Annotated in this window: 22 protein-coding genes and 1 rRNA gene; 1 reads left to right on the forward strand and 22 read right to left on the reverse strand. The window is 47.0% G+C overall.

All coding sequences use genetic code 11. The features are described from left to right. Window positions 1–38 precede the first annotated feature (38 nt). The 12 genes from pth to metG all read right to left on the reverse strand — a co-directional run bounded on the left by pth (window position 39) and on the right by metG (window position 11,312). Window positions 39–596, reverse strand: coding sequence for an aminoacyl-tRNA hydrolase (gene pth, locus KNO78_RS15105; RefSeq protein ID WP_214691684.1), 558 nt, complete (start codon window positions 594–596; stop codon window positions 39–41). Between the two features lie 55 nt (window positions 597–651). Further along, entirely contained in the window at window positions 652–1,608 is a 957-nt protein-coding gene (locus KNO78_RS15110; protein ID WP_012727731.1) for a ribose-phosphate diphosphokinase, read from the reverse strand. Between the two features lie 45 nt (window positions 1,609–1,653). After that, window positions 1,654–3,009 carry a bifunctional UDP-N-acetylglucosamine diphosphorylase/glucosamine-1-phosphate N-acetyltransferase GlmU gene (gene glmU, locus KNO78_RS15115; protein ID WP_012727732.1) on the reverse strand — a complete coding sequence of 452 codons (1,356 nt, stop codon included), beginning with the start codon at window positions 3,007–3,009 and terminating at the stop codon, window positions 1,654–1,656. Between the two features lie 184 nt (window positions 3,010–3,193). Next, entirely contained in the window at window positions 3,194–3,493 is a 300-nt protein-coding gene (spoVG, locus tag KNO78_RS15120) for a septation regulator SpoVG (protein WP_012727733.1), read from the reverse strand. A gap of 140 nt (window positions 3,494–3,633) precedes the next feature. Next, the gene (gene purR / locus KNO78_RS15125) at window positions 3,634–4,458 is read right to left on the reverse strand and encodes a pur operon repressor (protein ID WP_012727734.1); all 825 of its coding nucleotides are present in this window, start codon (window positions 4,456–4,458) and stop codon (window positions 3,634–3,636) included. 73 nt (window positions 4,459–4,531) lie between these two features. Further along, window positions 4,532–5,395, reverse strand: coding sequence for a 4-(cytidine 5'-diphospho)-2-C-methyl-D-erythritol kinase (gene ispE / locus KNO78_RS15130; RefSeq protein WP_196430277.1), 864 nt, complete (start codon window positions 5,393–5,395; stop codon window positions 4,532–4,534). A 100-nt stretch (window positions 5,396–5,495) separates the two neighbouring features. Further along, window positions 5,496–5,732, reverse strand: coding sequence for a Veg family protein (locus KNO78_RS15135; protein WP_012727736.1), 237 nt, complete (start codon window positions 5,730–5,732; stop codon window positions 5,496–5,498). Between the two features lie 82 nt (window positions 5,733–5,814). Next, window positions 5,815–6,693 (reverse strand): 16S rRNA (adenine(1518)-N(6)/adenine(1519)-N(6))-dimethyltransferase RsmA, encoded by an 879-nt coding sequence (rsmA, locus tag KNO78_RS15140; protein WP_159563173.1) that lies wholly within the window; start codon window positions 6,691–6,693, stop codon window positions 5,815–5,817. Further along, the gene (gene rnmV / locus KNO78_RS15145; protein WP_214691683.1) at window positions 6,690–7,250 is read right to left on the reverse strand and encodes a ribonuclease M5; all 561 of its coding nucleotides are present in this window, start codon (window positions 7,248–7,250) and stop codon (window positions 6,690–6,692) included. Before rnmV ends, rsmA begins: the two co-directional genes overlap by 4 nt. Continuing rightward, on the reverse strand, window positions 7,243–8,535 hold the full coding sequence (locus KNO78_RS15150) for a 3D domain-containing protein (RefSeq protein ID WP_214691682.1): 1,293 nt from the start codon (window positions 8,533–8,535) through the stop codon (window positions 7,243–7,245). Before KNO78_RS15150 ends, rnmV begins: the two co-directional genes overlap by 8 nt. Next, a complete protein-coding gene (locus tag KNO78_RS15155) occupies window positions 8,532–9,299 on the reverse strand; it encodes a TatD family hydrolase (RefSeq protein WP_159563175.1) in 768 nt (255 codons plus the stop codon). The genes KNO78_RS15150 and KNO78_RS15155 overlap by 4 nt, the downstream gene beginning before the upstream one ends. Window positions 9,300–9,350: 51 nt before the next feature. Continuing rightward, window positions 9,351–11,312 carry a methionine--tRNA ligase gene (metG, locus tag KNO78_RS15160; RefSeq protein WP_214691681.1) on the reverse strand — a complete coding sequence of 654 codons (1,962 nt, stop codon included), beginning with the start codon at window positions 11,310–11,312 and terminating at the stop codon, window positions 9,351–9,353. 331 nt (window positions 11,313–11,643) lie between these two features. Between metG and KNO78_RS15165 the strand changes: the two genes are divergently transcribed. Next, complete coding sequence (locus tag KNO78_RS15165; protein ID WP_012727742.1) at window positions 11,644–11,937, forward strand: transition state genes transcriptional regulator AbrB; 294 nt, start codon at window positions 11,644–11,646, stop codon at window positions 11,935–11,937. A 16-nt stretch (window positions 11,938–11,953) separates the two neighbouring features. On the opposite strand, the gene rsmI is transcribed toward KNO78_RS15165, so the two are convergent. The 10 genes from rsmI to rrf form a co-directional block, all read right to left on the reverse strand. After that, window positions 11,954–12,823, reverse strand: coding sequence for a 16S rRNA (cytidine(1402)-2'-O)-methyltransferase (gene rsmI / locus KNO78_RS15170; RefSeq protein WP_074035288.1), 870 nt, complete (start codon window positions 12,821–12,823; stop codon window positions 11,954–11,956). Beyond that, window positions 12,795–13,073 (reverse strand): GIY-YIG nuclease family protein, encoded by a 279-nt coding sequence (locus tag KNO78_RS15175; protein ID WP_012727744.1) that lies wholly within the window; start codon window positions 13,071–13,073, stop codon window positions 12,795–12,797. Before KNO78_RS15175 ends, rsmI begins: the two co-directional genes overlap by 29 nt. Next, on the reverse strand, window positions 13,066–13,803 hold the full coding sequence (locus KNO78_RS15180; protein WP_159563179.1) for a tRNA1(Val) (adenine(37)-N6)-methyltransferase: 738 nt from the start codon (window positions 13,801–13,803) through the stop codon (window positions 13,066–13,068). The genes KNO78_RS15175 and KNO78_RS15180 overlap by 8 nt, the downstream gene beginning before the upstream one ends. Window positions 13,804–13,863: 60 nt before the next feature. Then, a complete protein-coding gene (yabA, locus tag KNO78_RS15185; protein WP_012727746.1) occupies window positions 13,864–14,199 on the reverse strand; it encodes a DNA replication initiation control protein YabA in 336 nt (111 codons plus the stop codon). Window positions 14,200–14,222: 23 nt separating this feature from the next. Further along, entirely contained in the window at window positions 14,223–15,053 is an 831-nt protein-coding gene (locus KNO78_RS15190; RefSeq protein WP_074035285.1) for a PSP1 domain-containing protein, read from the reverse strand. A 6-nt stretch (window positions 15,054–15,059) separates the two neighbouring features. Then, window positions 15,060–16,052 carry a DNA polymerase III subunit delta' gene (locus KNO78_RS15195; RefSeq protein ID WP_078145937.1) on the reverse strand — a complete coding sequence of 331 codons (993 nt, stop codon included), beginning with the start codon at window positions 16,050–16,052 and terminating at the stop codon, window positions 15,060–15,062. A gap of 14 nt (window positions 16,053–16,066) precedes the next feature. Beyond that, the gene (locus KNO78_RS15200; protein WP_031421800.1) at window positions 16,067–16,396 is read right to left on the reverse strand and encodes a cyclic-di-AMP receptor; all 330 of its coding nucleotides are present in this window, start codon (window positions 16,394–16,396) and stop codon (window positions 16,067–16,069) included. Beyond that, the gene (tmk, locus tag KNO78_RS15205; RefSeq protein ID WP_159563180.1) at window positions 16,396–17,034 is read right to left on the reverse strand and encodes a dTMP kinase; all 639 of its coding nucleotides are present in this window, start codon (window positions 17,032–17,034) and stop codon (window positions 16,396–16,398) included. Before tmk ends, KNO78_RS15200 begins: the two co-directional genes overlap by 1 nt. 3 nt (window positions 17,035–17,037) lie before the next feature. Beyond that, the gene (locus tag KNO78_RS15210) at window positions 17,038–18,456 is read right to left on the reverse strand and encodes an aminotransferase class I/II-fold pyridoxal phosphate-dependent enzyme (RefSeq protein ID WP_214691679.1); all 1,419 of its coding nucleotides are present in this window, start codon (window positions 18,454–18,456) and stop codon (window positions 17,038–17,040) included. A gap of 73 nt (window positions 18,457–18,529) precedes the next feature. Beyond that, window positions 18,530–18,618 (reverse strand): 5S ribosomal RNA (gene rrf, locus KNO78_RS15215); the annotation flags it as partial.

Raw genomic sequence — 18,618 nt, forward strand, 5'->3', positions numbered from 1 at the left:
CCTCCAACTCATACGACAAAAAAGGGTACAATGACCCTTTAGTTGTATCGATTCATCAGCGCCAGCCAATCTATATCCACAAAATCAGTGGCTGCGGTTACGGCGTTGTCGAGTGTTTCATTTAATTCTGGTAACTCGTCTTTACGATAGTTCATCAACACCCAGTCGACGACTTTAATCGGGTGTGGGGGACGACCGATTCCGAGCTTCAATCGTTTAAATTCAGCCGTTCCCAAGTGTTGAATGAGAGATTTAATCCCATTATGACCACCTGCGCTCCCTTTCGGACGGAAACGAAGTTTGCCAGGCACCATATCCAAATCGTCATAAATGACTAATAAATCATCAATTTCAATTTTATAATAATCTAAAATGGGACGGACGGCTTCACCCGACAAGTTCATATACGTGAGTGGTTTGACAAGTACAACGCGTTCACCATTGATTCTTCCCGTTCCCATAAGGGCATTAAACTTCGCTTCATTCAGCGAGATGCCATGCTTTTCGGCAAGACGGTCAATTGCTAAAAAACCGACATTGTGCCGCGTCATCTCAAACTTTTTCCCGGGATTCCCAAGACCGACGATGCATTTCATATCATTTCCTCCTGAACAAAAAAGCCCAAAGGCGAATGCCTCCGGGCCTCGTTTTTTAATCGAATAGGGTACTGACCGATTTATGCTCGTGTACGCGCATAATCGCTTCCCCAAGCAAATGGGCGACCGACATTTGCTTGATCTTGCTCGAGCAAGGACGACCCGTCAAATCGATGGTATTTAAGACGACCAACTCTTTGATTGATGAATTGTCGATACGTTCCATCGCTGGACCAGAAAGGACTGGGTGTGTACAAGACGCATACACTTCTTTCGCACCCGCTTCGACGATAGCATCTGCCGCAAGTGTGATCGTTCCAGCTGTATCGATGATGTCGTCGATCAAAATCGCCGTTTTCCCTTCGACACTGCCGACGATATTCATGACTTCAGCGACGTTCGCTTTCGGACGACGCTTGTCAATGATAGCAATCGGCGCTTTCAAACGTTCTGCCAATTTACGTGCACGTGTCACGCCACCGTGGTCTGGAGAAACGACCACGATATCTTTCGCTTGAAACTCTTCTGTTTCAAAGTAAGTCGAGATGAGCGGTACACCAAGTAATTGGTCAACCGGAATATTGAAGAATCCTTGAATTTGCGCTGCATGCAAATCCATCGTGATGACGCGTGTCGCACCCGCTACTGTAAGAAGGTCAGCGACAAGTTTCGCCGTGATCGGTTCACGCGAGCGTGCTTTACGGTCTTGACGTGCGTACCCATAATACGGCATCACGATGTTGATCGTACGGACAGAAGCACGTTTGAGTGCATCGATCATGACGAGCAATTCCATGAGCGTTTCGTTTACAGGCGAGCTTGTTGATTGGATGACATACACATCATCTCCACGAACACTTTCCTCGATGTTGATATAGAGTTCACCGTCGCTGAAACGTTTGACTTGGCAATCGCTGAGCGGGACACCAATTTCTTTCGCGATTTCTTCAGCAAGCGGGCGGTTCGAGTTTAAGCTAAATAGACGAATTTCTCGTTCGTATACAGTAGACATGTTTAGGATTCTCCTCCGTTGTTTTCCATAATGATTGGCAGCAAGTTATCGTTTTGTGTAGCCTTCTTTATTCGTTTGGCGTTCGCGTGCAATCGCTAGCGCCTCTTCTGGTACATCACTCGTAATCGTCGATCCAGCAGCGACAATCGCGCCTTTCCCGACTTTTACAGGGGCAATCAAGTTGACGTTACAGCCAACGAATGCATCGTCTTCCACGACTGTCTCGAACTTGTTCTTGCCGTCATAGTTTACTGTGATTGATCCACAGCCTAAGTTGACGCGCTCACCGATTGACGCATCCCCGATATAGCTCAAGTGTGACGCTTTCGCACCGTCACCGAACGTCGATTTTTTAATCTCTACAAAGTTGCCGACGCGCGTGTTCGCACCGAGGACAGCTTGTTGACGTAAGTGAGCGAACGGTCCGACTTGAGCCGCCTCACCGATTCGGCTATCAGTCACGACAGACTGGCGTACAACGGCATGGTCTTCAATCACACTGTTGCGGATGTCCGAGTTTGGTCCGATGACACATTCTGAGCCAATCGTCGTCTTGCCAAGAATGACCGTTCCCGGATAAATGACCGTATCCGATCCGATGACCACGTCTGGTGAAATGTACGTCGATGCCGGGTCCATGAAGGTAACCCCTTCACGCATGAGACGCTCATTTGTCCGCTTGCGCATGATGGCTTCTGCTTGCGACAAGGCGACGCGGTCATTGACCCCAATCGTCTCATCAAACGTCGGTGCTGTATGCGCCGCAACCACTTCGCCCGCTTCTTTTGCGATTGAAATGACGTCAGGTAAGTAATATTCGCCCTGTGCATTGTTGTTACCGACTTGTTTGAGCGCATCGAACAACAATTCGTTATCGAATACGTACGTCCCTGTGTTGATTTCATTGATGGCAAGTTCTGCTTCTGAAGCATCTTTATGTTCCACGACTTTCGTCACATTCCCATCTTCACCACGAACGACTCGACCATATCCGGTCGCATCGTCAGCAATCGCAGTCAACACCGTGACTTTTGCTTGTTGCGCTTCGTGATGCGCGAGAAGGGCTTCTAACGTTTCTGCCGTGAGTAACGGTGTATCTCCACAGACGACAAGCGTCGCCCCTGATTTACCCGCAAGTTCTGCTTCAGCCATCTGAACAGCATGTCCTGTTCCAAGCTGCTCTTCCTGGACCGCATACTCTACCCGTGTGCCGAGCGTGTCTTGTACCGCTTCCGCCCCATGGCCAACGATTACGATTTGACGACTGACACCGATTTGGTCTAACTGATCGACAACATGTTCGACCATTGGTTTCCCTAGAACCGGATGAAGTACTTTATATAACTTCGACTTCATTCGCGTCCCTTTTCCTGCTGCCAAAATGACTGCAAAACGCTCCATGCTTGATTCGCTCCTATCTCACAACAGCTGTGATTGGTCTGTATAGTTCGGCTTTTCTGCAACTAAATCCTATTTACACCGTTTCTACTATATCGAAACCATGCCTTCGTTTCAATAGTTGTACCGTTCCTTAACCATTGAAACGCAAAAAAACAGCGGTAGGCAACCTAACCGCTGTTTTCTGTCATTCATGTGTACCGTATGACACATGTTGTGGGTCAAGGATTTCCACATCCATATTGGAATAGGTTTCCAATACAGCCGCTTCGACCTTTTGTCGCATCTCCCCGTTAATCGGATGCGCAATGTCCCGAAAAATCCCTTCTGGTGTCCGTTTGCTCGGCATGGCGACAAATAGACCGCTACTTCCTTCGATGATTCGAAGATCGTGTACAACGAATTCATGGTCAAGTGTGATTGAGGCCAACGCTTTCATTCTGCCTTCTGTCGCGACTTTGCGAATTTTTACGTCTGTGATCTGCATGTTTCGCATCCCCTTTTTCATCGTTGTCTACGCCATGGTGTGGTCTTCTGTAAGGTTCAGTTGGTTTCAAACGAACGTCATGACTCCATATTGATAACTCTATACCCTCTAATCATAAAACGAAATCAAAATTTTGCCAATCACTTTAAGAATTGTTCCACATTCCCCCGCGAAATGGTGACAAGCCCTTCATCAGGATCGACATTCGTCAATTTCATCAAGCTGACGTATTCACTCACCATCTTTTTCTCGGCCCCTTCGGCCTCCATCAAGACACCGACACCCGCAAGATTGGCTTCAAATTCATTCAAGAGGCTCATCATCCCACGAATCGTCCCGCCGGCCTTCATGAAATCATCAATCAAAAGCACATTCGCACCACGTGGCAGACTGCGACGTGCAAGCGCCATCGTACGAATCGCTTTCGATGAACCTGATACATAGTTGATGCTGACCGTCGAACCTTCTGTGACACGGCTATCTGAACGCACAATCACAAACGGAACGCCCAACTGTTCAGCGACCGCATAGGCAAGGGGAATCCCTTTCGTCGCAATCGTCATGACGACATCGACTTTCCGGTCAGCGAAGACGGACGCAAAAACCTGCCCCATCGGTTTCACTTGGCTTGGATTACCTAGTACATCTGTGAGGTAGAGATAGCCTCCTGGTAAGAGACGCTCCGGTTTTGATAGTTGCTCACAGAGCGTATCAATCATCTCCAGCGATTTTTCTTTACTCCATCCTGGGATAAACATGACACCACCGGCTGCACCAGGGACAGTGACCAGTTTTCCGATCCCATCATGGGACAACATTTCACTGACAATGACAAGGTCTTCGCTAATCGACGACTTTGCAGCTTTATAGCGACTTGAAAACATCGACAACGAGACAAGCTGATGCGGATGATCAAGTAAATAACGGGTCATATCGACGAGACGACCACTTCTACGAATTTTCATACGGATTCTCCTTCACATCTTCAATAATAAACGAATGTTCTATTGAAAATATATCACTTTCATTCGTTTTTGTTCAATGTCTTTTGCCGAGAATCCGAACGACGAACACTTCTGGGCAAAATCCTTTCAATCCATTATAGATTCGATGCGCTTTTTGCTCATGTTCGATCAGCGCAAACACGGTCGGTCCGCTTCCACTCATGAGAACACCTTCCGCTCCGCAATGACGCATCGTTTCTTTGATTTGTTTCACTTCCGGGTGAAGCTTAAGTGTCACACTCTCAAGTGAGTTACCAAGGTGTTCACAGATTCCATGGAAATCTTTTTGACGAATCGCCTCCACCATGGCCTCGGTATCAGGGTGATGCACCTCTTCCATACGCACTGCCCGATACACATCTGCCGTCGATACCCCGATTTTCGGTTTACCGAGAACGACATAGCACGGTGGCGGGGCCGGAATCATTTCTAACTGTTCACCACGACCACGGGCGATAGCTGTTCCGCCGATGACACAAAATGAGACGTCCGATCCAATCTCGGCACCGAGCTCTGCTAGCTCCTCTAACGACAAGTTCAATGAAAACAGTTCGTTCATCCCACGGAGCGTTGCCGCCGCATCACTCGAGCCACCTGCAAGGCCAGCTGCCACGGGAATCTGTTTATCGAGCACAATCTCGACCCCTTGCTGAATGTTAAAACGCTCGCGCAACAATTCTGCTGCTCGATACGCCAAATTCCGATGATCATTCGGCACATAGGCGTGTTCTGATTGAATCCGAATCTCATCCGACTCTAAAACTGTCAACTCCAAGCGATCTGCTAAGTCGACTGTCGTCATTACCATTTCTACTTCATGATAGCCGTCCGGACGCTTTCCAAGGACATCAAGTGTCAAATTAATTTTTGCCGGCGCTTTCACACTGATCGTGCGCATCACGTTCACCCTTCCCATTTGTCTCCTGTTCGCCATTGTACCGTAAACGGGCGCACAAAAAAAGAAGCAGCTGCCAATGCATCCGCCCCTCATTTATAAATCAATTACCGAATTCAATTTTAACTGTATCCGTTAGGACATCAGCGTAGCTATACGAGACACGTTCCACATTATGCAGGTCTTCATCCAATTTCACAACGAACACCGCAGGATATGTCTCAACGAGCGTTCCAAACCGAGTAACAACTTTCTTACGACCGCCGTTTGCTTTCAACGTCAATCGTTCACCAACATGCGATTCGAGTTTTTGTCTGATTTCTTGTAACGTCTTTGGCATACGCTTCACCTCACTGTTACAAGTATAGCATAATTGAATATGAAAATAAAGATTAATATTATAACGACTCGTTTTCAGGTCGTCAACTATTTTTAAGTGGTAAAATTGTGTCAGACAAACGTGCGAATTCTTCTAGGCTTAACGTCTCTCCACGACGTTTCGGATCGATTCCAGCCTCGTGAAGCGAACGTTCGAGTTCGACCTTATGTTCTTTCCCGATATAGTTTGTCAAATTGTTCAGGATGGTTTTACGGCGCTGAGCGAAGCTTGCTCGGGCCACATCAAAGAAAAATGCTTCGTCTTTCACTTGTACGGCCGGTTCTTTGCGCATCCGTAGTGTAATGACGGCCGAATCGACGTTCGGCGCTGGGATGAACACGTTTTTCGGCACGATGAAACTGACTTCTGCTTCCGCATAATACTGAATCGCAATCGATAGCGAACCGTATGCTTTCGTGCCTGGTTTTGCTCCAATCCGTTCTGCCACTTCTTTTTGAATCATCATGACGAGCGAGCGGAATTTAACGCCGCTCTCAAGCAAACGCATGATGATTGGTGTCGTGACGTAGTAAGGTAAGTTGGCGACAACCGAAATATCTTCAATACCTTCGTTTAAAAATTCTTGCTCTACGATTTCCCGTAAGTTCAGTTCCAATGCATCTCCATGGATGACTTTCACATGCGGATAAGGCGACATCGTATCATCTAAAATCGGCAAAAGACGTTGGTCGATTTCAAGCGCAACGACTTTCTTGGCACGCTTGGCCGATTGTTCGGTCAATGAGCCGATTCCGGGACCGATTTCAAGGACACCGCTCGCTTCACTCAGTTCTGCTGCTCCGACAATTTTACTCAAGATGTTCAAATCGATTAAAAAGTTTTGACCGAGCGATTTTTTGAATGAAAACCCATGTCGCTCTAAAATCGCTTTCGTTCGTTGGATTGTTGCAATGTCTTTCAACCCTGTTCCTCCTCTAATTGAGCAAGTGCCTGCTCCCACTCTTCAATCGTGACGCCAAGCGCCTCGACCCGTTTTACAAATTGTTTGGCATTCGGCTCACCGATTCGAAGCAACACCCCGAGTCGCTTCCGACGCATCGCGGCCGCTGCTCCACCGATTAAATCCGCCTCCAACACCATTTTCCGTGTGACGATTGGTTGGTCCGTTTCGACACGCGGTTCAAACACTGCTCCTAAGACACGGCGAAGTGACTCCGGACTCGCATGTTCCACACCGATTTTCCCACGCTTGTCCTTCGCCTCGGCCCGAGGCAAGTGTGCGTGCTTACATCCTTTGACGCGTTCCTCGACAATCGCCCGAATACGATCTCCTGGATAATCTGGGTCCGTCAAAATGATGACCCCGCGCTTCTCCTGAGCACGACGGATTCGTTCAATCGTCTGATCGGATACGGCAGACCCGTTCGTTTCAATCGTATCGACGTCGAACACTTCTTGAAGTCGCGCCGTGTCGTCACGCCCTTCTACGACGATAATTTCTTGTATTTTCTCACGCATTGTCTGATCCTTCTTTCTCTTCTTCCTGCTTTGGAATCACCCAGATGGTGAGTGGTTTACGACCAAACGTTACGGCCTCTTCCTTTTCATCCATCATGATATCGATTTTTTGCCCTTTGATTGCACTTCCTGTATCCAAGGCAATCGCCATACCGATACCCTCGACATATACACGGGTCCCGAGTGGAATGATGGCAGGGTCGACCGCAATGATGCGCATGCCTTCATACAAAATCGTGTCGGTTACATCATATCCGCTTCTTGTCAGCACGCGTCCGTCGTATGTTACCGTGTCTTCCGGGTTGTTCGTATAAGCGGTCGCTTCCACAAGCAATTGTTTCGCAGATGAAAAATCGAGTACGTCATCTGTTTTCGGCGGTTCGGCAATCTCGACTTCAGCTTCCGGAATGAATGGGCTCGATTCATCCGCGGTCGTTGACTCAGGCTCGGTTACCGGTTCCGTGACTTTCTTCGTTCCCACTTTGATAATCTGCGGCATCGTTTTACGCAATGTCTCGACATCTGTTTTCGTACGATTTGTAATTGTACCATTTTCCACAGTAAGTGCATACCTTGTCCGTTCAAGTCCAGGAACCCCGACCTGCACCATTTGCATCACACCTTCTTCGAGCGTATCATCCTCTTCCTCCACCACTTCAAACGGGATCAACTCACTCTCATATTGAACGACATCACGATTCGTATTGACCGTAATCGTCAATCCTTCTCGGATCGGTGTGGAAGGGGCCGGCATGACCGTATCACTTTCCGTCACATCGATGTTCTCTTGCATTAAGAGTTGCTCCACATCCGTAGCCATTGTATAAATCGTCAACGCCTCTTGACCGACAATGAGATTCACGGCCACGACCGGTTGATATCGAATCGTCATCCCATTCGTCACCGGTGTACGGACTGATGGATACACCGTATCTCCGTCTCGTACCGTGACTCCGTATCGCAGTAAGACATCCTCTACAGTCCGCTCGCGCGTCTGCACCGTCTCCGTTTGACCGTAGCCAATCTGAAGTGAGACCTCGTGTGAACGCTCAATCCGGATTAGGCGGTCGTCTGGTACATCTTCACTGAGCGCCGGTGTGACATAATCTGATTCATCTAGTGTGATATTTAACTCTTCGAGCACCTCGAGAACCGAGTCGGCTCGTGTCTCATGCTCGATCACTACACCGTCATCGACGATTCGAATCGATTCAGGTTGTAACATCACGTACGCCACAGAAGCCGTCGCAATAATACCGATACTCGCTAATACACGCTTGATCATGGGAGTCGGAACAACTTCTTCGCGTTGACTGTCGTAGCAGCAGCGAGTTCATCGTAAGGCATATCGCGAAGAGTGGCGATTTCTTCGGCTACATATTTGACGTACGCTGGTTCATTTCGTTTTCCACGGAACGGTGTTGGGGTCAAGTACGGGCAGTCCGTCTCGACAAGCAGACGATCCAGTGGCACTTCTTGCGCCACCGCCTTCGGAACTTTCGCATTTTTGAACGTGACCGGTCCTCCTAACGAAATATAGAAGTTCAAGTCTAGGCACCGAGGCAAAAGTTCGACGGACATGCTGTAACTATGGAACACACCGCCGACTTCTTCAGCATGCTCTTCTTCTAAAATATCAAGGACATCTGCCGTTGCTTCTCGGTTATGAATGACAATTGGCATATTCGTTCGCTTGGCAATGGCGATCTGTTGACGGAAGAGGCGCTGTTGCACGTCTTTCGGTGATTTGTCCCAATGATAATCGAGACCGATTTCACCGAGTGCCATGACTTTCGGATGACTCATGAGTGTTTCGATTCGTGCTAAATCCGCATCCGTACAGTCAATCGCATCGACAGGATGCCATCCGACAATGGCATAAATATCTTCATGCGTTTCTGCCAGTTCAATGGCCCGATCGATGGTCGGTGTATCAAATCCAACGACGAGTAGCGGAGAAACGCCCGCTTCTCTCGCTCGCTCAATCGTCTCCTCCACGTCTTCACTGAACTGTTCCGCATTGATGTGCGTATGTGTATCAATTAACATCTTGTTTCCTCCTTAGAAAAAGAGAGGGAGACCGCGGTCTCCCCCATTCCATTATTTGACGATGGCACCGTTCGGCATCTGGTCTGAGACCGTCGCGAGCTCTAGTTTCCCGTCACGATCTGCCGCTAGAATCATCCCTTGCGAGAGTTCTCCACGGAGCTTGACTGGTTTCAAGTTTGCGACAACGATGACTTTCTTGCCAACCAAATCTTCAGGGGCATACCATTCAGCGATACCAGACACGATTTGACGCGTCTCTTTCCCAAGGTCGACTTGAAGTTTCAACAGTTTCTTCGCTTTTTTAATCTTATCGGCTTCGACGATTTGACCGACACGGAATTCGACTTGGTCGAAGACATCAATCGTGATTTCAGGACGAATGTCTTCGTCAGCTTCTTCTACTGATGCCGTCTCCGTCTCTTCAATCCGTGCTTTAGACGCCTGACGCATCATTTCTTGGATTGCATCGACTTCTTCTTTCACGTCACGACGTGGGAAAATCGGTGTCCCGTCCGTCACGACCGCATTGCTAAAGTCTGCGAATGTATCCAACGCCTCCCATGACATGTCCTCTCCCTCGAGTCCGAGCTGACGGAACATCTCTTTTGGAGCGCGCGTCATGAATGGTTGAATCATGATGGCAACATGACGAAGTACGCCCGCAAGATGTGTCATGACAGAAGCCAGCTCCTCGCGCTTCGACTCCTCTTTCACGAGAACCCATGGTTGTGTCTCATCGATATATTTATTCGCACGGCTGACGAGTTGCCAAATATTTGTGAGTGCGACCGAAAACTCCATGTGCTCCATGGCTTCTTCTGTTTTGCGTGTCGTCTCTTTCACCACGTTCAACAATTCTGCATCAAATACCGTGACATTTCCGTTATATGCCGGAATGTTTCCGTCGAAGTACTTTTTAATCATCGCAATGGTGCGATTCAATAAGTTTCCGAGGTCGTTCGCTAAATCAAAGTTCAAGCGGTCAACGAACGCTTCCGGCGTGAACGTGCCATCCGCTCCGAATGGAACTTCACGGAGAAGGTAATAGCGGACCGAGTCGAGGCCGTAACGATCAATCAATGGGATCGGGTCCACGACGTTCCCTTTCGATTTCGACATCTTCCCATCCTTCATGAGCAACCATCCGTGCGCAAATACTTGCTTCGGTAATGGAAGATCAAGCGCCATTAAGAGGGCTGGCCAAATGATCGTATGGAAACGTACGATTTCTTTCCCTACCAAATGAACGTCTGCTGGCCAGTAACGGTTGAAGAGTTCATCGTTGTCTGTGCCGTATCCGAGTGATGAGATATAGTTTGTGAGCGCATCGACCCATACGTACACGACGTGCTTCGGGTTCGATGGAACTTGTACGCCCCAGTCAAATGTCGTACGTGATACAGCCAAATCTTGAAGACCTGGCTTTAAGAAGTTATTGATCATCTCGGTTTTACGAGATTCTGGCAAAATAAAATCAGGATGTGACTCAAAATATTCAATCAAGCGGTCCGCGTATTTACTGAGGCGGAAGAAGTAGCACTCCTCACGAACGAGTTCGACCGGATGTCCACTGTCAGGACTTTTTCCATCGACGAGCTGCGATTCAGTGTAGTATGTCTCATCCGGTACGGAATACCATCCTTCGTACTCACCGAGGTAGATGTCCCCATTTTTAAGTAATGTCTCGAAAACATGCTCGACCACTTTCTTATGACGGTCCTCTGTCGTACGGATGTAGTCATCGTACGAGATTTCAAGACGGTCCCATAAGACCTTGATCTCTTCCACGACTTCATCCACGAAAGCTTGTGGTGTCACGCCTGCTTCTTTCGCTTTTTCTTGAATCTTTTGACCGTGCTCATCCGTTCCTGTCAAATAACGGACATCAAAACCTTTTAAGCGTTTGTAGCGCGCAATCGCATCACCTGCTACCGTGGTATATGCGTGACCGATGTGCAGTTTTGCACTCGGATAATAAATTGGGGTTGTAATATAAAAAGTCGGCTTCGCCATGATTTATTCTCCATCCTTTCGACATATGCAATTTCCATTATACACGGTTCGACAAAAGAATTTCCAAACCTAATTGTTTGGAATTTTTTTGCGTTTTCTTCGTCATAAATGTTCCAAAAATACCCTTTCTTTGTTTCAAGTTCAAACTTACGGGGAAATTTAGGTATATATCGTTCTTGATTCGACAAATTTCGAAAATTTACTTTTCCAGATAGTAAGCAGTTGACTACAATTGGAAAGTTTAGTATGCTTTTTGCTGTAGTCACATTGTCGAATTTTGACGATTCATGTCACCACGAGATTTCGACATCATTGGAGGAGGAAACACAAAATGAAATCTACAGGTATTGTACGTAAGGTTGATGAGCTTGGTCGTGTCGTTATTCCAATCGAATTGCGTCGTACACTCGGTATTGCAGAGAAAGATGCTCTCGAGATTTACGTCGACAACGATCAAATCGTTTTGAAAAAATATAAGCCAAACATGACTTGCCAAGTTACAGGCGAAGTATCAGATGATAACTTCAAATTGGCAGACGGCAAACTCATCTTGTCACCAGAAGGTGCACAACGTGTTCTCGTTGAGTTGAAGAACATGCTCGAAAATTACTACAGCGAAGAGTAAGCAAGGATTTCCTTGCTTACTCTTTTTTATGCAATTGATGATACGTATCGTATACATCATTCCGAGACTCGCCGCGGTCTTTCGCAGTCTGTTTGATTGCCGCGTTTGGTTTCAGCCCTTCTTTGATATAGTGAACCACGTGCTCGTATGCAGATAGTGTTTCCCACCATGTTGTCGTAGGTGCCGCCTCTGTCGCTCCACTCACCAAGACGACAAACTCACCACGCACTTCACCCTCACACCATGTCAACGCCTCATCCACAGTTCCTCTCAAAAACTCTTCAAACGTTTTTGTCAGTTCACGACCTAATACGATTTGTCGATTCCCGAACACTTGTCGAATCGCTGTCAACATCTCTTTCAAACGATGAGGAGCCTCATAAAAAATGACGGTGCCAGGTTCGTATTGAATCGATTCGAGAACCTCAACCCGATCCTTCTTCTTACGCGGCAAGAAACCGTAATAGAGAAAACGTTCAGTTGCAAGACCGGATGCGACGAGTGCCGTGAGTGCTGCATTCGCACCGGGTAAGACGACAACCGGGATGTTTTCCTCAATGGCTAATCGCACGAGATCGCTTCCCGGGTCTGAGATTCCAGGCATACCTGCATCTGAGACAACGGCAATCGATTTCCCTGACAACAGATCGTCAATCAGTCTTGGACCACTCACTTCTTTATTGTGTTCATGATAGCTAATCAATTTTGTCGCAATGTCAAAGTGTCGGCAAAGCTTCATCGTTTGTCGTGTGTCTTCCGCTGCGATTAAGTCTACTTCCTGAAGGGTTCGTACCGCGCGATACGTCATATCCTCCAAGTTCCCAATTGGGGTCGGCACGACATACAACGTCGGTTGTTCAGTTTGATAGCTCTTCTGTGAATTCATTGGTCGTCCCCTCCATCAACTTCTCTTTTTGTGCTCGGGTCAATTGCTTGATGGACCATTCGTATCGCATGGCCTCCCGCTTCGTCTCAAACGATTGTACGTACCGAAGTCGTACAGGGAGACGAGCTTTCGTATATTTCGCACCTTTCCCGGCATTATGTGCAAGGAGTCGCTTTTCCACGTCTGTCGTATAGCCCGTGTAGTACGTTCCATCACCGCATTCCAAGATGTACGTATAATGTTTAGGCATCGAGAATAGCTCGCATCGCTTCTGTATACGTATCGTCTTCTTCATAGACAACAAATGGCGGTAAAATTTTAAGACCTGCTTTTCCATCTTTCGATCCCTCGATTAATAAGGTATTCGCCTCGCGTCCCGCTTTCGGGTAAACGAGTTGCATTCGTTTTGGTTCAATTCGATACGCACGCATCAACGTCAGGATATCAAGTAAACGTTCTGGCCGATGCACGAACGCCACTTTTCCTCCCGGTTTGACGAGTTGACTGGCCGTCCTGATGCAATCTTCCAACGTGCACAGCACTTCATGGCGCGCAATCGTATGATGCTCATTTTGATTTCGGAGTGACGTCTCGTTCGCTAAAAAGTAGGGCGGGTTACATGTGACTACGTCATATCGTGCATGCCCGAGCTGCGCCGCTGCCGTTTTCACATCGCCCTCCACCACTCGAATTCGCTCTTCAAGACGATTGACCGCCATGCTTCGATTCGCCATGTCGACCAGTTTCGATTGAATCTCCACACCTGTTATCGTTCCTTTTGTACGATATGACAAAAAGAGCGGGATTGCCCCGGTGCCAGCACACAAATCGACCAGTTGTCCTTTTTGGATAGGCACCCATACAAACTCTGCAAGCAGTACCGCATCTAATGAAAATGAGAACACATCATCACTTTGAATGATTTTACCTGGACGTCCGAGCAAATCATCAAGGCGTTCTCCATCCTTAACCGTTACCATCGTTTCCTCCTTCTATAAAAGAAAGGCGACGGATAGGGAACCCCTATCTATCGCCCCGTATTAATGTTTATTGAGCATCGACAAACAGAAGAGACAGTCCCCATCTTTTCGTACCTGTCCGTAATGGAGGTTACAAATGTGGAATCCTTCTTGATACAGCGCAGCCAAATTGTTCTGCCCTTTCCCAGACAATGCGATTTGTGAATCACCATTTGTCGTATCAACTTCTGCCAATTGTTCGACTTTTTCGCGTAAGTGATGATTCTCTAGATACATATGCTGGTTCTCTTCAAGCAAATAAGCGAGCTGCTCTTTTAACACGCCTAAATGTTCGGTGAGGAGCTGCATCTGTTGCTCGATCGCATCCACCCGCATCATTACTTCTTTTTTGTCCATTCTTTCCACTGCTCAGCACCCCATCACTGTTTTGACGGTTTTCGTTTAATCGCACCCACTTCAACGAGTTCATCAATCGTATACGTGACGACACGCGTCCGATCGTGGAGCTCAACTTGAATGAGTTGGTCCAAAATGTTAAGACCGATTACCCGACCATCACCTTCTGGAATTTTGATTCGCTTGCCGACGTCTGGTAAATCACGTTTCAGTTCTTCATATGTGTCATTCTCATATTTCAAACAGCACATCAGACGACCACATACTCCAGAGATCTTATTCGGATTCAACGAGAGATTCTGGTCTTTGGCCATTTTGATCGAGACCGGTTCGAATTCCCCAAGAAATGACGAGCAGCAAAGAACCCGACCACATGGCCCAATCCCGCTAAGGAGTTTCGCTTCATCACGAACACCGATTTGTCGGAGCTCGATTCGTGTCCGAAACACACTAGCTAAGTCTTTTACCAATTCTCGAAAGTCGACGCGACCCTCGGCAGTAAAATAAAAGATCACTTTATTGCGATCAAATGTATACTCAACATCAACTAGCTTCATTTCTAATTGATGTTCTCGAATTTTTTCTTCACAGACGGCGTGAGCATCAACAGCTGCCAGTCGATTATCGCGTACAATATCCGCATCCTTTTGGTCCGCGACACGAAGGATTGTCTTCAACGGCAGGACGACTTCGTCTTCGCCGAGCTGCTTGTTGACTTGGACGATTTCCCCATACTCAATGCCACGTACCGTTTCAACGATGACATGGTCCCCACGTTTAAGCGTTGCATCGCCTGGTGAAAAGTAATAGATTTTTCCCGCTTCTTTAAAACGGACTCCAACTACTTCAAGCACGCGCTTCTATCCTTTCTGCAAATCGAACGAAAGTCGTTCGAACGTTAATTGAGGATTGACGTTTGCCTCAAGTCGCCAAATGGCCGCATGTACACTTTCAATCGCATGTGTAAGCTTCGTGACAGATCGATTTTGGATAAATGCGTTGTACAAGGCGGCCTCATTCTTAAATAGCTTCGGAGCATACATATCTCGCACTTTTAAATGAAGTGCCTCCTCTAGCCAATGTTCGAATAATTCAAGACCGACTCGCAACTCATTCCGTCCTTTGAAATGCCCTAACCATTTTTCTTGTGCGAACAAGAGCAACTCTTGAGGTCGTTTCGTCAATACTTCAATTAATTGTACCACTAGCCCATACGCCTGTACAAACCACTCCTGCTCAAGCGCTTCTTTCGCGTCATCCCATTTCGGATAAACGGTCAAGGCAAGGTATGCCAAATCATACGTACAGGACAGTTCTTCTGACATCGTTTGCGCCAATTGGGCTCGGTCGATTGGACGAAAAGCAAGTTGTTGCGCGCGCGAACGAATCGTCGGAAGAAGCAACTGTGGTTGTGTCGTCACTAAAATAGCAAGCTTTCCTACTCCCGGTTCTTCAAAGAATTTCAGTAGACTGTTTGCCGCTTGAGTCGTCATCTTGTGCGCTTGATGAATGACGTACACTTGGCGATCACCTTCAGCACCTCGTAGTGATAAATCACTGAGCAATTGCTGAATCTGTTCTTTTTTTATACTCGCACCGTCCGGCTCCACTTCGATGTAGTCGACAATGTTTTTAGAATCCATACGCCGACAGTTTCGACACACTCCACAAGGCTCTGCACCATCTGGTGATTCACAAAATAAGGCTTTGGCGAACAATGTGGCTGTATCAATCAAATAAGGCTCATAATCTCCTGAGAAGATATACGCATGCCCCACTTTATTCGAAACGATTGAATTTTGAATGATGCGAGAAACGACAGTTTGCGACTCGCTCAATTCTTGAAAACGCATATGCCCAACTCCCATTAAAACTGATGGAATCCTTCGATCGGCAAGACGAATACCGTCGCCCCTCCGACTTGTACTTCGACTGGGTAAGGAATATACGAATCCGCATGTCCTCCCATCGGTGAAATCGGCGTGATCATTTGGTCGCGGCTCGAGCAGTTCGATTGAATCACGTCCATCAAATCATCAAGACGCTCTTGTGGAATCCCCATCATAAACGTTGTATTACCTTCTTTTAAAAATCCACCAGTCGTGGCTAACTTTGTTGCGCGAAAATCTTGCTCGACGAGTGCGTCGGACAAACGTGCGCTATCCTTATCATGTACGATTGCAATTACCATTTTCATCATATTTGTACGCCTCCTTGTTGTAGTCGTTCAATTGTATAATCAAGTACCTCATCTTGAATGCATTCAATCGATTGATCAGCATCAATCCGAACGATTCGTTCTGGATACTGTTTCAGTAACGTTTGGAATCCTGCATAGACACGCTCATGGAATGCTTGATCACGACTCTCAATTCGATCAAGCTGTCCCCGATCCTTCATACGTGCACTTGCCCGTTCCGGGTTTAAATCAAATAAAAAGGTTAGATCGGGTGTCAGACCATTCGTTGCCCATTCATTTAATGAGCGAATCTGATCAAGGTCATACTGCAATCCATATCCTTGATAAGCAATGGATGCATCGATGAACCGGTCGCAGAGGACAATCGCGCCCCGCTCTAACGCTGGACGAATCACTTGTTCCACGTTCTGTGCCCGTGACGCGGCATAGAGCATCATCTCCACGCGTGGGGTCATCTCATGATGATCCGGCGATAATAACACTTCGCGAATCTGATTCCCGACCGTTGTTCCTCCGGGTTCTCGGGTCACGACAATGTCATATCCTTTTTGCTTTAAGTTTTCTACTAATAATTGAAGCTGTGTGGACTTTCCTGATCCATCAGGTCCTTCAACCGTTATAAACATTCCGTTCACGTTTTAAAACTCCTCTACAATAACGTCAATTTGCTCTATCATAACATGCTTACTAGCTTGAAGCTTCCTCCCTAAAGAAATCCATTCCCGGAGCACACGGATTTTTTCTTCTGTAATACGCTCTCCTTTTAGAATCCATGGAATACCTGGTGGGTATGGAATCACCGTCTCTGCTGAAATCAATCCAATTGCTTGGTCGAAAAGAACTCGCTGCATTGGAAGAGCTGTTACAGACGTATATAGTTCAGACACGCGCTCGGTTTGTGGAAATGGGAAAATCGTTTCATCGTCTTCAATGATCGGCACATGGGTAGATGCTTTTTTTATTAATTTGATCCAATGCTCGATTTCCTGTTTCTCTATTTCCCTTAATGGCAAGCAGAATAACACATGATCGACTGCCGCCAACTCGATGTCTATGCCGATTGAGGCGAGATGCTGACTAAAGATCAATCCATTCTTTGGATAAGTCAGAATCGTCACCTTCGTAAAGTCATCTCCGACTTTTACAACAAAACCAGCTCGTTTTAATTCAAGAACAAATTGTGCATGGCTTTTTTGGATAGCAGACCATTCCTCATCCGTTAAACGTTCTAGATAAGAACGAGCATAATCCAATGAAGCCATGATGAGATAAGACGGACTCGAGGTCTGGAAAGAGGCTAATGCATGCTTCAAACGCCCTTCATCGATATTATCTTTATAGTGAACCCAAGCCCCCATGGTTAAGGCAGGCAACGTTTTATGCGCGGACTGTACGACTACGCTCGCTCCTTCGAAGATTGCAGAGCGACGTGGCAACTGTGGATGAATTAAATGAGCGCCGTGTGCTTCATCGACAAGCAATGGAATGTCTAATAGTGTCAAATAGTCTGAAATCGTTCGAATGTCTGCCATATCCCCGTAATAGGTTGGAGACGTCAACATGACGGCTCTCCCTCCAGGAAATTCTTGAATGGCCTGTTTAATCGTATCTAATGTTACGACCGTCGGGATACCTGTGCCGCGTTCAATGGTAGGCGTTAGTAATACTGGCTTTAATCCCAACCACTCGATCGCGTTCCAAATCGATTTATGTGAGTTCCGTTGAACATATACCCGTTCACCACGTTTCACTGTTGCCGCGAGCATACTCCAATTTCCCACAGTCGATCCGTTGACAAGCCATTTACTTTTACTCTCATACAACTTACCCAATGCACATTCTGCTTGCTCAATGATTCCCGAGGCATCGTGCAAATCGTCTAAATGTGCTAGCTCAGTCAAATCGTAAGGCATGACTTTTGCGAATGCATCAGGTAAGCGATCATCAACCACTGTACCATTATGATGACCTGGTACGTGGAAAGAGACGCGGTGTTCACGAACATGCTGTTCCAGAACCTCTAAAAATGTAAACGGATTTTCCCGAGCAGGAGCCATCTGTTATTCCTCCTAAACTATAAAAAATATGAAAAAAGACGATCAAGCATATGCTTGATCGTCTTCTGCGTTGGCCTGGCAACGTCCTATCCTCACAGGGGGAGATCCCCCAACTACTTTCGGCGCTGAGACGCTTAACTTCCGTGTTCGGCATGGGAACGG

Origin of the sequence: Exiguobacterium sp. s132 (genome assembly GCF_018617235.1) — a bacterium.
Taxonomy (GTDB): Bacteria; Bacillota; Bacilli; order Exiguobacteriales; family Exiguobacteriaceae; genus Exiguobacterium; species Exiguobacterium profundum.

Bases quoted from the DNA above. Each gene is read 5' to 3' on its own strand.
- pth (WP_214691684.1), bottom strand. From the start codon at position 596: ATGAAATGCATCGTCGGTCTTGGGAATCCCGGGAAAAAGTTTGAGATG.
- KNO78_RS15110 (WP_012727731.1), bottom strand. From the start codon at position 1,608: ATGTCTACTGTATACGAACGAGAAATTCGTCTATTTAGCTTAAACTCG.
- glmU (WP_012727732.1), bottom strand. From the start codon at position 3,009: ATGGAGCGTTTTGCAGTCATTTTGGCAGCAGGAAAAGGGACGCGAATG.
- spoVG (WP_012727733.1), bottom strand. From the start codon at position 3,493: ATGCAGATCACAGACGTAAAAATTCGCAAAGTCGCGACAGAAGGCAGA.
- purR (WP_012727734.1), bottom strand. From the start codon at position 4,458: ATGAAAATTCGTAGAAGTGGTCGTCTCGTCGATATGACCCGTTATTTA.
- ispE (WP_196430277.1), bottom strand. From the start codon at position 5,395: ATGCGCACGATCAGTGTGAAAGCGCCGGCAAAAATTAATTTGACACTT.
- KNO78_RS15135 (WP_012727736.1), bottom strand. From the start codon at position 5,732: ATGCCAAAGACGTTACAAGAAATCAGACAAAAACTCGAATCGCATGTT.
- rnmV (WP_214691683.1), bottom strand. From the start codon at position 7,250: ATGCGTGAGAAAATACAAGAAATTATCGTCGTAGAAGGGCGTGACGAC.
- KNO78_RS15150 (WP_214691682.1), bottom strand. From the start codon at position 8,535: ATGATCAAGCGTGTATTAGCGAGTATCGGTATTATTGCGACGGCTTCT.
- KNO78_RS15155 (WP_159563175.1), bottom strand. From the start codon at position 9,299: ATGTTAATTGATACACATACGCACATCAATGCGGAACAGTTCAGTGAA.
- metG (WP_214691681.1), bottom strand. From the start codon at position 11,312: ATGGCGAAGCCGACTTTTTATATTACAACCCCAATTTATTATCCGAGT.
- KNO78_RS15165 (WP_012727742.1), top strand. From the start codon at position 11,644: ATGAAATCTACAGGTATTGTACGTAAGGTTGATGAGCTTGGTCGTGTC.
- rsmI (WP_074035288.1), bottom strand. From the start codon at position 12,823: ATGAATTCACAGAAGAGCTATCAAACTGAACAACCGACGTTGTATGTC.
- KNO78_RS15175 (WP_012727744.1), bottom strand. From the start codon at position 13,073: ATGCCTAAACATTATACGTACATCTTGGAATGCGGTGATGGAACGTAC.
- KNO78_RS15180 (WP_159563179.1), bottom strand. From the start codon at position 13,803: ATGGTAACGGTTAAGGATGGAGAACGCCTTGATGATTTGCTCGGACGT.
- yabA (WP_012727746.1), bottom strand. From the start codon at position 14,199: ATGGACAAAAAAGAAGTAATGATGCGGGTGGATGCGATCGAGCAACAG.
- KNO78_RS15195 (WP_078145937.1), bottom strand. From the start codon at position 16,052: ATGCGTTTTCAAGAATTGAGCGAGTCGCAAACTGTCGTTTCTCGCATC.
- KNO78_RS15200 (WP_031421800.1), bottom strand. From the start codon at position 16,396: ATGAAAATGGTAATTGCAATCGTACATGATAAGGATAGCGCACGTTTG.
- KNO78_RS15210 (WP_214691679.1), bottom strand. From the start codon at position 18,456: ATGGCTCCTGCTCGGGAAAATCCGTTTACATTTTTAGAGGTTCTGGAA.